Source organism: Arthrobacter sp. NPDC093125 (assembly GCF_044754225.1).
Lineage (GTDB): Bacteria > Actinomycetota > Actinomycetes > Actinomycetales > Micrococcaceae > Arthrobacter.
On record NZ_JBIVOQ010000016.1, the window covers coordinates 32,676 to 45,418 of the forward strand.

Annotated in this window: 10 protein-coding genes; 5 read left to right on the forward strand and 5 right to left on the reverse strand. The window is 60.4% G+C overall.

Annotated features, from left to right (window positions below; translation table 11 throughout):
- Positions 1-737: 737 nt before the first annotated feature.
- Positions 738-1,271, forward strand: coding sequence for a hypothetical protein (locus ACIP9X_RS19580; RefSeq protein ID WP_400481425.1), 534 nt, complete (start codon positions 738-740; stop codon positions 1,269-1,271).
- 489 nt (positions 1,272-1,760) lie between these two features.
- Here the strand turns inward: ACIP9X_RS19580 and ACIP9X_RS19585 are convergent, their stop codons facing one another.
- Positions 1,761-3,371 carry an esterase/lipase family protein gene (locus ACIP9X_RS19585; protein ID WP_400481426.1) on the reverse strand — a complete coding sequence of 537 codons (1,611 nt, stop codon included), beginning with the start codon at positions 3,369-3,371 and terminating at the stop codon, positions 1,761-1,763.
- A 576-nt stretch (positions 3,372-3,947) separates the two neighbouring features.
- On the reverse strand, positions 3,948-4,196 hold the full coding sequence (locus ACIP9X_RS19590; protein ID WP_400481427.1) for a hypothetical protein: 249 nt from the start codon (positions 4,194-4,196) through the stop codon (positions 3,948-3,950).
- Between the two features lie 551 nt (positions 4,197-4,747).
- Here ACIP9X_RS19590 and ACIP9X_RS19595 point away from each other — a divergent pair.
- Complete coding sequence (locus ACIP9X_RS19595; protein ID WP_400481428.1) at positions 4,748-5,470, forward strand: BTAD domain-containing putative transcriptional regulator; 723 nt, start codon at positions 4,748-4,750, stop codon at positions 5,468-5,470.
- Between the two features lie 267 nt (positions 5,471-5,737).
- Here the strand turns inward: ACIP9X_RS19595 and ACIP9X_RS19600 are convergent, their stop codons facing one another.
- Together ACIP9X_RS19600 and ACIP9X_RS19605 are read right to left on the reverse strand one after the other, a co-directional pair.
- A complete protein-coding gene (locus ACIP9X_RS19600) occupies positions 5,738-6,412 on the reverse strand; it encodes a response regulator (RefSeq protein WP_400481429.1) in 675 nt (224 codons plus the stop codon).
- A complete protein-coding gene (locus tag ACIP9X_RS19605) occupies positions 6,409-8,247 on the reverse strand; it encodes a sensor histidine kinase (RefSeq protein WP_400481430.1) in 1,839 nt (612 codons plus the stop codon). Before ACIP9X_RS19605 ends, ACIP9X_RS19600 begins: the two co-directional genes overlap by 4 nt.
- A gap of 461 nt (positions 8,248-8,708) precedes the next feature.
- Between ACIP9X_RS19605 and ACIP9X_RS19610 the strand changes: the two genes are divergently transcribed.
- The 3 genes from ACIP9X_RS19610 (at position 8,709) to ACIP9X_RS19620 (ending at position 11,628) form a co-directional block, all read left to right on the forward strand.
- Positions 8,709-9,218, forward strand: coding sequence for a hypothetical protein (locus ACIP9X_RS19610; protein ID WP_400481431.1), 510 nt, complete (start codon positions 8,709-8,711; stop codon positions 9,216-9,218).
- Between the two features lie 223 nt (positions 9,219-9,441).
- Positions 9,442-10,377, forward strand: coding sequence for an ABC transporter ATP-binding protein (locus ACIP9X_RS19615; protein ID WP_400481432.1), 936 nt, complete (start codon positions 9,442-9,444; stop codon positions 10,375-10,377).
- Between the two features lie 6 nt (positions 10,378-10,383).
- Entirely contained in the window at positions 10,384-11,628 is a 1,245-nt protein-coding gene (locus ACIP9X_RS19620) for an ABC transporter permease (RefSeq protein WP_400481433.1), read from the forward strand.
- A gap of 200 nt (positions 11,629-11,828) precedes the next feature.
- Here ACIP9X_RS19620 and ACIP9X_RS19625 read toward each other — a convergent pair whose 3' ends face one another.
- Entirely contained in the window at positions 11,829-12,740 is a 912-nt protein-coding gene (locus ACIP9X_RS19625) for a DMT family transporter (RefSeq protein ID WP_400481434.1), read from the reverse strand.
- Positions 12,741-12,743 lie beyond the last annotated feature (3 nt).

A 12,743-nucleotide genomic window follows, 5' to 3' on the forward strand; every position in this document is an offset into this window, starting at 1 on the left:
CCGGGCACCGATCAGATTGACAGGTTCACTTGGTATCACCTAAACGGCCAAGCGGCCAGCACAGACACACTGGGCTGGCTCTGCTGCGATAGGTCCTCGATTAGGCGTCCAGTTCCAAAAAAGGCGGCATACGGTAAGACTCACCGGAGCCCGAGCGTATTGGGGGGAACGCTCCGGCTCCGGTGGTCCGGCCCGCACCCCTTTCTCTGGATGCGCCCCATGGGGGTATGGCAACTTTGTCTCACGAGGCCTATGGAAAGGTTGAACGACCTTGGAACCTGTCCCAGGAGGCAGGCTTGCAGGTCTGGCACCAGTAAGGGCAGCGGCTGGACGGCCTGCCTGACGGGAGCGGGTGCCTTTGCCGCAGAATTCCACCGACCCTGGTCCTGATTGCGTTGCAGAGTTTTTGTCTGCTGGCCTTATTTTGTTGCCGCCTCGTTTTCCGAGACCGTCGATGAGAGGTCATGCGGCGGCTTCGGTGAAATAGGTCGGTTTCCCCTACGCCTGCGCGGTTCCGCGCGCGATGGGTGTCTTCCGGGATCCCCGGGGCTCCTCGCATCGGGAACAGGGATCTGAAATTCACTCGGCAGCTCCCTTCCACAGTAACGGACAGGTAACGTCCGCACCGTAGGGTGATTCCAGCCACTGGGGCTGGCGAACGGTCAGTCGTCTTTCGTCAGTCGTTCACCCGGGGAACCGCCGGTTGGTACCAGGCAACTCACAGAAAGTAGTCCATCATGTCAGGCGACCTGTTTTTCTATAATGCTTCGACCGGGGCCGTCGCCGTCGGACGCGTCAGCAACGACGGGAACTTCACCAATGTCACCACCGGTGGTGGACTGTCAACGGACTGGGACCACATCGTACCCCTCGGACGCGACTTGTTCTTCTACAATGCTTCGACCGGGGCCGTCGCCGTCGGACGCGTCAGCGACGACGGGAACTTCACCAATGTCACCACCGGCGGCGGACTGTCAACGGACTGGGACCACATCGTACCCCTCGGACGCGACTTGTTCTTCTACAATGCTTCCACCGGGGCCGTCGCCGTCGGACGCGTCAGCGACGACGGGAACTTCACCAATGTCACCACCGGCGGCGGACTGTCAACAAACTGGGACCACATCGTACCCCTCGGACGCGACTTGTTCTTCTACAATGCTTCGACCGGGGCCGTCGCCGTCGGACGCGTCAGCGACGACGGGAACTTCACCACCGTCACCACCGGCGGCGGACTGTCAACAGACTGGGACCACATCGTGAATATTTGACGATGGAGATTCCGCCAGTAAGTAGGGCAGGCGCTTGGGGGCTGTCTCAGCGGTGGTGGTCCGGGGCCTCGCGAATGACCGCCTGGCCACGACGGCGTTGAGCAAGCCGACGAACAACGGCCCGACACTCGAGCATCAACCTCGGCGGGGCTTGTTCATGCCGCTGCATGTTTTTATAATTCCTCTTCCGGCGATCGTCGTTACTTGGTTAGCTCTTTCACGCACTTCGTGGGGCGGACGCTATCCTGGCCTTGCGTCGACACCCGCGCGTATCCGAGGAGCTTCCTCTCCGTCACTGCGGGAAGCGCTTCTTACTCGCAGATTGAGCAGAGGGAGCGCTCCAGTGGTTAAGGGAGTCAGGCATGGCCGGTATTGACGATATTGGCGGAAGGCAAGGCTTCGCTCGGACGGGCTGCTGCACCTGAAGTGGAAACGCAGCGCGCACACGCTCCGGGCTGGCCGCCCGCCTGAAGGCCGGGCCGCGGTCGGTCACGCTTCGGCCCGCTGCCCTGGGATTGGCGGGGTGAGCGCGCGTGGGGTCACCGTGAGGCGGATGCCCGCGTTGGAACCTAGCAGTTCTTGGGCGACTTCCGGAACGTCGATACGCCCTGCCCAACGTTTGGGCGTGTTATCAATGTCTTTGAGTAGGTCTTTGTCCTGCGGGTTCCAGTCCCTTAGCGCGAGGGGGTTGGCACCGTTCCAAGCGGCCCAAGCTCTTGGCAGTGGCCGACCTGCGGCGGGCGGTTCGATGTCGACGAGGAGAGTGTCCTGCCAGTCCTCAGTCTGTTCCAGATGGTCGTCGAAGAAAAAGTGCCCGTCCTTCTCCCTGATGGACATCAGTCGGAGCCTGAGCGCATGGCGCAGCCGGGGCACTTCCCTGCCTGCGACACGCGGTCGGGGTGCCTTGGAGGAGAGGAAGGTCGTCAGCAGCGGGACGGGCGAGTCTATGGGGTTCCCCTCTTTCCAGCGCTCGATCTGAACGGGACAAAAGTGAGCTGCGCTTTGTTCATGGACCAGGACGGGTAGTCCGCGTATGGCCAGCCCGACGTCGAGTTGGAACTCGACGTCAGGTGGAGCCGCCTTGCCTACGGTGAAACCTACGAGTTCCACCTCGATTTTGAGGTCACCGAAAAGGAAACGCTGGAGGTTCTGGTACCCCTCCTCAGAGTTGACGATGCCGTACCGTCCGCTGTGACTGCGGTGCACTACTGCCAGAGGCGCCCCACGGACGGCGGCATTCTCGATCTGAACCAGGCCATCGCTGCGGGCACCTACAGCCTTGGAGGAGAGGCCTGATGCAACGTCGTAGTCTTCCGGGTTAGAGCCGACGAGGCAAAAAAACTCATCCACCGGGAACCCGTCCTCCGGCATTTCCGTCCCCATAAACGCGTCACGCGTCCGCACCTTCCTTAATGCTGGCGGTGTGAGGTACTCATACATTCGGTCGGGGCCGAAGATGTCTGCGCCTTGGAAGCCTGTGGCGTCACGAATCCGCTCGAGCAGTCCGAAGCCAACGGAGAAGCGGATGCCCCCGTGGGGCGTGGCATATGTGAATACTCTGGCCACGTACTTCGTCCCCGCGGCGGGATCGATTTGCCCGTCTTCGCCGGCGAGAGTCTCGGGGATGACGCGCTGCAGGAGTGCGCGGCAGATCAGTCCTCCCATGGAGTGGGCGACCAGGAATACCTTCGACGCGCCTGTCTTTTCCAAGACCAGCTTGATCAGGTCGAACAGGTCCCGGGCGGCTTCCTCGAACGAAAAGTTCTCCGGGTGCTTGGCGAACGTATCCGCTGCATCATCATAAAACCGGTGGATCCATACCGATGCCGGGTTCACCGTCCTGGCGTCCGCACCGTTAAGAAAAGCCCATTGGTCTCCATGGACCGGCACCTCATACTTGTGGTCGGTTACCAGCCGCAGCAGTGGCGATTCAAATTGGTGGAACTTGGCCCTTCCGTTGCTGTCAGCACGAACATGAACGGATCCCTGGCTAAAACCGTAGAAGGGATCGTTCACGACGTTGTTGATTGCGGAGCCGGTTCCGGCAAAGCCGCGGACGTAGATCACGGGGAGACGGCCGTCGTCACCAGGGAGTCCCATGTCGGGTCCCTCCTAAGAAACAAGTGCAACTTCCGGGGAGCGTGCGCGCAAAACTCTGGGGAGAGTTGATCACCCACGCCGTTACTGCGGCGTTACAGCTCTAGCCCTCGACGCCGGCTAACTTGTGGCAGCGGCAGTAATGTCAGCGCGCTCTACTGGGTTGAGGTGGAACAGCTCGTTAGGAGTTAGCCGTGAACGCCGAGACAGCCCCTCCGACTGCGACTTCAAGCCGCAGTCCCGTCCGGTCCTCCGCCCCGACCTCTTCCCCGGAGAGAACGCCTCATAAAAACACTGCGTTTGAAATGTGTCAGCGGGACGGTACTACTCGGTGGGGGTCAGCAGGACCTCATAATCCCTTGCGACTTCAACCTGAGCCGCATCGGTGCCCTCTTTACGAGGCCTTTGTCGCCACGGAGCCCTGCTGACAGTACGCCTGGCAGCGCTGTCCGTGAAACCCATGAGCGGAATGCCTCCGAGCAACCAGCCTGACGGAGGCTGTCCAGTTTCCGTCGAGGGCCTGGTTGAAGCCTCGAACCCAAACGGACTTGTCTGATCAGCCGCGTTCCTAGAAGGAGGCTAGTTGTTCGGCAACCCACGGAGCCAGTCCTCAACGCTGGAAAGGACTGCATCTTTGTTCGCGGCATATCTAGTCACTACTTCTGACGTGCCGTTGGAAGTCGAGGTGAGCCGTGCCCGAAACGGCTGCTGGTGCTCAGCCTCGAACCATACATTGATGACGAGAGCTGCCTCATTCCATTCGCTTCCCTCATGGTTGGCTGTCATAGAAGCCACTGCACGCCCCTCACCCTTCTCAAGATCGCTCACATTCGTGGTCGCGCACTCTATCTGAAAAGCATGAAATTAGGATAGAACGCTCTCAGTAAATACTGACACGCCAATCTCAAGTTCCCAGCGGACTCGCATCAAGAAATGCGCAGGATTGAAATCCGGCGACCATTGTCACCAGATGCTATGACGGACCGGAAAAATCCTGAATCAGGGGGTTCGATGCTGGCGGCTGTGGACACGCTACTGCCGGCAAACCAAGAAACGCGCAGCCCTCGTGGATCAACTCGAAGATTCGGGCAACCGCTCACCCTTCATGATCCATAGCCCACAGATTTGAGTCGCAGGGTCCCTAATCTAAAGTTTTGAAATTGTCTCTGCTTCCGTTTCCTTCGACCAGCCGATGGGCTACTTTATCAATTGGCACAACTTGAGCTGAAAGGAGAGGGTGCAAGTGGCGGCGTCAGCAGGCTGGGGTAAGCGCTGACGAGCACAGACGAACGATAAACTGCGACGGCCGACATCGGCCGCCGCCGATTTGCGCCCCTGCAGCGAACCTTTCAAGAGTCTCATGGTCGTATGCAGACGCCATGGGGATCGTGATGGTACAGGACAACGACGTCCGTTTTGAGCTGAACCTTTTCGAACGCTGGCAATTGTTGCACGGACAAAGCGAGGTCCATGTGGCTTGGAGGCAGCAGCGATTAATCAGTGCATTAGCAATCTATGGCCCGCGCAACCGGCGCTATATTAGTGGCCTCTTGTGGCCAGACAGCCCGGACGCTCGAGCCTTGGAAAGCTTACGGGTCAGTATGCACCTGATATCGCGCGAGCTTCCTGGCTTGTTGGTCAACAGCGGCCAAATAGTCTCCTTAGCGGACGGCCTCAAAGTGGATCTCCACCAGTGCCTCGCCCAGGTCAGGAAATGCGAACAGACAGATTCGAATGCGGCTGAGGATGTGTGTTTCTCACGCCTTCTGCACGCGGAATTACTCCCAGGGTGGTACGAAGACTGGGTCCTTCTGGAGCAGAATCGTCTGCGGAACTTTCGGTTGCGGGCGTTGGTCATGCACGTACGACGATGGCTCGACCGAGGGGAGGCTGAAAAGGCTGCGGATGCTGCCTTGGGCGCTCTCGACCTTGAGCCCCTCCATGAAGCCTGCGTCGGCCTCCTCATGCATGCTGAACTCAAAATGGGGAACCGTGCCGGAGCCCTACACGCCTTCGAAAGATTCAGAGGCAAATTGAAGGTAGAGCTTGGCGTAAGCCCCTCCGACCACCTGATGCAGCTCGCAGCTCGCATCCGGGTGTGAACTCGGCGACGATGTGCAACGAAGTTCTATATCCTTCACGAGCGGAACTCTAGCGGGAGGAGTTTTGGAACTCCTGCCGCCGTCGGCCGTTGAAGGCGGGTTACGGGGTTCTGACGCCGGGCTTCCCGGTTGCGTCTGACTGCCGGGCTGTGAGGAGTGTGCCGGCAGGTGAGCTGGGGGCGGTGGCGGTCCGTCGGCGTCGAATGAACTAAGAGATATGTGAATTACCATGCCGTCCTCCTGCCCGCAAGCCGTGGCTTCGGCCGATTAGGAATCGCGGTTCTGTCCGACCCCGCGAAGATACGTCAGGACAGCCAGCACTCTCCTGTGGTTCTCCGGCTCGGGCCTCAGCTCGAGCTTCAGGAAGATACTTCTGATATGGGCTTCTACGGTGCGCTCCCCTAAAAAGAGTGCCTTACCTATAGCCTGGTTGGTTCGCCCTTCGGCCATGAGCTCAAGGACGCTTTTCTCCCGGCTCGTAAGGTCATCACCTCGATCGTGACCTTTGTGTGGACGGCTAACCAGACGTGTCACGAGCTCTGAATCGATGGCAGTGCCACCTGCGGAAACGCGATGCAGGGCGTCAATGAACTCGTCGACGTCGGACACACGCTCCTTGAGCAAGTAGCCCAGGCCTCTGGCTCCGTTCTTCAACAGTGACATCGCGTTTTCCGTTTCCACGTACTGGGATAGCAGGAGAACGCCTATCTCGGGGTATCTGCTCCTTAACGTCTCTGCTGCCTGGATCCCCTCAATCGTGTAACTGGGAGGCATCCGGATGTCCACGACGGCGACGTCGGCCCCGTGATGGTCAATGACGTCCAGCAGCTCCGGGCCATCACTGGCCTCGCCCACCACTTCCAGTCCTTCCGACTGCAGCAGGGCAGAGAGCCCACGGCGCAGTAAAGCCGAATCATCGGCGATGGCAACCCGTAGCCTCATGGCAGGTCGCCTTCCGGGTCCGCGGAAAAGGGAAGAACGGCACGTACCGTCGTCCCTTTGCCGTCAGGACTGTCGATTGACAACGAGCCTCCGAGCGCCGCTGCCCGGTCCGCAATCCCCAGCAGGCCGCCGTCGGATCCCGGCCGGGCGCCGCCAATTCCGTTATCCACGACCTCCATACGCATTTCTCTGTCGTCCCCGTTGATGCAAATGCGGATCGAGCCCGCCTCGGCGTATTTCGTAGCGTTAGTAACAGCTTCTGCGCAAATGAAGTACGCGGCCACCTCTACGTGCGCTGGAAGCGCATTTTGCGTCTTGAGATCCAGCTCTACGGGCACTGATGATCGTTCCGCCAGTGCGGTGAGGGACCCAGCTAACCCCTTCTCTCGCAGGGAGGGCGGGTATACGCCACGGGCTAATTCGCGCAGTTCGTCGAGTGCCCCCGAGAGCTCGGCGCTGGCCTGGCCGACCAGGTTTTGTACTTCCCGAAGATCCGTCGCCCGGTTGGCCCGGGCCAGCTCCATCGCCACCGCAACCAAGCGTTGCTGGGCTCCATCGTGAAGGTCCCGTTCAAGCTGACGACGGCGGGAGTCTCCAGCCGTGACGATTCGTTCTCTGGACCTCCTGACCTCAATGAGCTGGTCCCGGAGCTGTTGCTCCATCTGCTGATTTTCCAATGACAGGGAGGTTGCGCTGCGTACGGCTGCAAGCAACTGCGGCTGGTCCTGGAGCGCTTCGTCGAAAATCAAAGCCCCTACTGGTACGCCATGGCGCTCCAAGACCATGGAGGCACGTCCAGTGGAAGCATCTGGCAACGACTGGGGAACTCCGTTCTCGTCAACAAAAGACTCCTGATCGGGGACCCACCGCAGCAATGTGAGCGTTGGGTCATGGACAGAACGGCGGAGGGCGCCGATAAGCCTGTCACCCACCGGGGCTGAGCCGACCTCGACCATGAGATCACCCAACGAGCCACGAGCAAACCGGTAACGCCAAAGACCAAACAGAACGGCCAGAGGCACCACCGCGGTCGCGGGATACTGCCACAGGAGCGCTTCTGACGATAGTGACCCGGACACTTGGATCACTGCAAGGGACACCCACACAGTGGCCGCAGTCTTAACGATCACCGCTAGCCACAGTGGCAGGAAAGCCGACCGGTAGGCCTTCGTTCCGGAGCGCCACCGGGCGATAAGGACCGCTACGATCGCGACTCCCACCGCGATCTGAAAGGTTCGGATTCCGTTCCCGACAGTGTCCATGATCGCTGGACTGTCCCAGAGAAGCAGCAGGTTACGGGAGGTGGACTCCCCTTCCTTCACATGAAGGCGCGGATCGAAGAACGCCCAGCCAGCAACGGGAGCCAACAACCAGGAAGCGTAGAAGAACGCTACGCCAGACTTCTCGGCGCGACTGCGCAGATGGCCAGAGGGAAAGCTCAGCGCCAACTGCAACAGCGGAGGCTGATACATCAGCGTTAGCGTGACGCCCAGGGTAAAGGCCACCGGATCGCTGGAGCGCCGGATTCCTGACGCGAGCCACAAGCAACCCGCTACACACAACAGCACTCCGGGACTCCGGGTCGGCCGGCTTCCCCACGCCGTAACACCGGCCACAACGAAAGCAAGACCCACGGCCAAAAACAACGCAAGTTCAAAACCCGAAAACGGCCGCCGGCTTGGATTCTCACCCCACCGAAGCACGCCTTGGGCGTTTAGGCCGAAGGTTCGTGCAGGATCTTGAACGGCGATGGGAGACCAATCGATGCAGACTAAGACGAGCAATACGATGCCAAAAGTCACCGCTGCCACTGACATCAGTTGCTTGGGACTCACTGAAATACCCTGTCTGTACTTCCGGGTTCGCCGCCGAAGAAGTCAATTGTCCCACCTGGACGGCTCCTTGGTCGATGCGCCCTCCAGCCCCCTCGTTGGCGTTTACGGTCATTCCAGCCAGTGAAATTCTTCAGGTCCAGGCCCTGGCTGCACGAGGTTGCAACGTCGGTGGATCCGCCCAAGTATGTCCGGTCTCCGCCCGTGATCACCACGCGTTCGGCTCCAGTTCGGCAATTTTGGAACGGGCAGGCGGGCCATCTCACGATCCGTGTGTTTCGTGTGCCCGACGCCGTCTCGGCCATGAAAAGCAGTGGTGGAACCAAGAACCGTGCTGGCACGGAAGCGTCGAACCCCCGCCCGCACTGACCATGGAAATGCCGATTGAAGGCATCCGGTCCGCCAAAACACGGGACCGCCCACCAACGGCCAACAAACACACACCACACCAGGAGAACCTCCCCATGTTCATGACCACCTTCCGGCAAAAGACGGGCCGGTCCGCCACCGCCGTCCTGATCGCCACGATGCTTGCTGCCTTCGCCTTCGTTTTCATCGGTAGCACGCTGACGGCGGCACCTGCCCACGCCCTGTGTAGCGGCTCCAGCCCGGCGAACGGCACCTGGAAGAACATCGATCCAAACACCAACTCAGTCACCAAAGTAGTGCTCGACTGGGGCTGCGCAGACCAAGCACTGTGCGACACCAGCGGCCACTGCGTCTATCCCGCGGGCACAATTCGGGTGTTCGGAGAGTGCCACCCCACCGACTGCGACTGGGGTTCGCGTCGCACCTACGCCGAGAACGGCGGATGGGAGAGCGCCACTTACAACTACAGCTGGGCCACCAAGAGCGTCTGGGTGAAGCCCTACCAGTACCACGGCAAAACCTACCTGCGCGTCTGGGTCCACACCGACTTCACCCCAGCGGATGGCCGACAGGACTACACGACCGACGTGTGGATGCTGAAGTAATCGCGGAGACAAAGAGATGCCGAGTGTGGCTGCCGATACCGGCGGCCACACTCGGCGTTGACGCCATTGCCGCCCAGAACGGTGCGCGGATCTTGGCCTAACCAAGACCGTTCTCCAACCTCAACCTACAAATGCTTCGTTACGTGCTGGCACGGAAGCGGTGCCGGAAGGCGCAGGAATACTCTCGATTTCGAAAGATTATCCGACAAACAAAGGAACGATCATGGGCGAGGCACTGGTTCACGTAAGCGGCTTCAGCATGGCTTTGGGAGGCACCACAATCATTCGCGACTTGTCCTTCGATGTGCAAGCTGGTGAGACTTTCGGTTTCCTGGGCAGCAACGGATCGGGAAAGACGACCACAATCCGTGCCCTACTGGGCATCTATGAGCCGTCGGCCGGTGTCCTGCACATCAACGGGAAATCGTTCAGGCCGGAGGACAGCGGCCGGCTCGGTTATCTGCCGGAGGAGCGCGGCCTGTACAAGAAGGAAAACGTCATCGAGGTCATGACCTACTTCGGCAGGCTCAAAGGGCTGGGCCGCCACACCGCGAGGCGCTGGTCACTGACCTATTTGGAGCGCGTGGCTTTAGCCGACAAGGCCACAGTGCAGCTGGACAAGCTCTCCGGCGGGCAGCAGCAAAAGGTCCAGCTCGGTGTCACGATCATGAACGAACCCGAGCTGCTGATCCTGGACGAGCCGACCAAGGGTTTTGACCCGGTTAACCGAAAGCTGCTGATGGACATCATCGCGGAGCAGAAAGCCAACGGCGCGACTGTTGTCATGGTCACCCACCAGATGGAGGACGTCGAACGCCTGTGTGATCGGGTGATCCTGCTGAACAACGGAACCGCGGAAGCCTACGGCACCGTCGACGAGGTCCAGAACCAGTTCGGCGGCCGTGTCATCCGCCTCAAACATGCTCGTGCGATCCCGAAATCGCCGCGCTACACAGTCACAGTCAGCGAGACGAACTACTCCGAGCTGTCCGTCGCTGATGACAGCGACGAGGCCGACATCCTGAAGGAACTCATCTCCGGCGGCGTCGCGGTCCGTTCCTTCACTACGACCAAGGTCTCCATGGAGGACATCTTTATCCGCGTCTACGGCGCGCAGAACAAGCCAAGCAGCCGCGACTACGCGATGGCGGAGGTGTAGCCGGACATGGCACGGCACAACCTTGGCGCAGTGGCCGGTTTCGAGTTCACACGCATCGTAACCAAGAAATGGTTCTGGGCCGGTACCCTGGCAGTCCCCCTGATCATGGCCTTCGTGCTTGGCCTGATGGGTGTCAGCAACACCACGACCGCCACCGCATCGGAGACGCAACAAAGCGCAGGCTTCTCCATCGCCTACACCGATCAGTCTGGTCTCATCACCGCCGGGCAGGCGGCAGCATTCGGAGCCAGCAAGGCGTCCTCCCCGGAGGACGGCATCCGGGCCGTGCAGTCCGGGGCCCTGGACGCATTCTTCGAGTTTCCCGCCGACCCTGCCAACTCAACGGTGAACGTTTACGGCGCCGATCGGGGCATCTTCGAGAACGACAAGTACTCCGCCACCGCCCAAGCAATGCTCTCCCAGGCAGCCACCGCCAAGATCGGCTCCCACGAGCTCCTCACCCTGACGGGCAACGCAGCAAGAATCGACGTCAAGACCTACCGAGGGACAGTAGAGTCCGGCGGAATCAACGCTGTAATCCCGCCCCTGCTGTTCCTGATCATCTTTTACATGCTGATCTTCCTGCTCGCCGGACAGATGCTCAACTCCGCCTTGGAAGAGAAGGAAAACCGGGTCACCGAGATGATCCTGACCACCTTGAAGCCGGCCACACTGATCAGCGGCAAAGTCCTTGCTCTCTTTGCAATCGGACTCCTTCAAATGGGCATCTTCACCTCCCCCATCATCGTTGGGTTCTTGTTCTTCCGGGAGCAGATCAATATCCCTGCTTTCGACTTCGCAGCCCTGATCTTTGAGCCGGTCCCGATGATCACAGGGTTCCTCATCCTGATCGGCGGCTTCGCGCTGTTCACCACCACCCTCGTCGCGGCCGGAGTCGTCATGCCCACTGCCAAAGAGGCAGGAAACCTGATGGGCGTGATAATCGTGTTGGTCTTCGTGCCCTTGTACGCCGGATCGATGATCATTTCGGACCCGCAGGACATGGCGGTGCAGATCTTCACCTACTTCCCGTTCTCCGCTCCGGTCACTGCCTTGCTGCGCAACGGCCTGGGGTCCCTCAGCACCGGCGAGGCCGCCATCGTCATCGCGATCCTCTACGTAAGCGCGGCCTTCATGTTCCGTCTGTCCGTGAGGCTATTCCAGCATGGCTCCATCTCCTACACCTCCAGAGTCAACATCAGGGCGGCACTCGGCTGGCCGGCAAAGGGCACAACCGCTTCTGCCAAATAGACAGAAGCCGGCGCTACCGCGCAGGCCGGGAACCGAGAACTTCTACACACACAGCCTCAGCGACCTGATCGGCTCCGACGCCGTCGTCGCCTGGAACATGGACAAAGAACCGTCTTTCTGGGCGTCTGTCACGCAGTTGATCCCTTGTATGCTCCGGGGATTTGTCCACGATGCTTGGCCTGGTCCACCCCGGGTACAGATCAGTTATTGGTCGCCGCCGGCTTGGTTCCCGAGAGGGCGCCGAACCAGACGCCGCCCATGACCAGCATGGAACCCAGGACGGCAGGCAGGGTCACCGGTTCGTCTATGAGCCATGCCGCCAGCCCCAGGGTGACCACCGGAAAAAGGACAAACATGTACGAACTCGCCGACGATGTCCAGGTACGCACCACGAGCAGGACAAGGACAAACAAGCCGACCGATCCCAGCGTCACCAGATAGACCAACGCCACCACTACGTCAAGCTGGCCCGGCAGCACCCATGCTTCGCCGGCCACGGCTGACAGCGCGATGAGCAGTGGTGCGGCGAACGCCATGGCTACAGCGTTAGTCATGGCTGGGTGGTTGGCAGACAGGCGCTTGCCCAGGATGATGCTCTGGCCGATAACCAGGGTTGCACCGAGCATCGCGAGCACCGACCCTACCGGAGCGCCGATCCCCTGCGATCCAAGGACCATCCAGGCGACACCGCCGACGGCAAGGACCGACCCCGCCACGGCTCTCATGCTGAACCGCTCAAGTCCCTGGATCACAGCCAGGAGCAGCGTCACCAGGGGTACCCCCGCCATGACCACTGTTGCCGTTCCAGCAGTAGCTTGCGTCAGGGCCCAGTACATCAACGCATAGGGAATGGCGAATGCGAGGGCGCCGTAGACGGCTGTCAACGCCAGGAGCGGGCCTCGCGGCCAAGGGAGACGGAGAACGAGCGCGATAACAACGAACAGCATTGCTGCCAGACCGAAACGCAGGCCCGCGCCCCAGAACGGGGCCAGCTCCTGGTTGCTCAGACGCACCGCGACGAAGTTGGCCCCGCCCAGAACGACGGCGACACTGAAGGCTACCAAAGCTAGTCGCGGCACCCGTCGAGAGAGTGTCACTTGATTCGCACTCATGAT

Bases quoted from the DNA above. Each gene is read 5' to 3' on its own strand.
- ACIP9X_RS19580 (WP_400481425.1), top strand. From the start codon at position 738: ATGTCAGGCGACCTGTTTTTCTATAATGCTTCGACCGGGGCCGTCGCC.
- ACIP9X_RS19585 (WP_400481426.1), bottom strand. From the start codon at position 3,371: ATGGGACTCCCTGGTGACGACGGCCGTCTCCCCGTGATCTACGTCCGC.
- ACIP9X_RS19595 (WP_400481428.1), top strand. From the start codon at position 4,748: ATGGGGATCGTGATGGTACAGGACAACGACGTCCGTTTTGAGCTGAAC.
- ACIP9X_RS19600 (WP_400481429.1), bottom strand. From the start codon at position 6,412: ATGAGGCTACGGGTTGCCATCGCCGATGATTCGGCTTTACTGCGCCGT.
- ACIP9X_RS19610 (WP_400481431.1), top strand. From the start codon at position 8,709: ATGTTCATGACCACCTTCCGGCAAAAGACGGGCCGGTCCGCCACCGCC.
- ACIP9X_RS19615 (WP_400481432.1), top strand. From the start codon at position 9,442: ATGGGCGAGGCACTGGTTCACGTAAGCGGCTTCAGCATGGCTTTGGGA.
- ACIP9X_RS19620 (WP_400481433.1), top strand. From the start codon at position 10,384: ATGGCACGGCACAACCTTGGCGCAGTGGCCGGTTTCGAGTTCACACGC.
- ACIP9X_RS19625 (WP_400481434.1), bottom strand. From the start codon at position 12,740: ATGAGTGCGAATCAAGTGACACTCTCTCGACGGGTGCCGCGACTAGCT.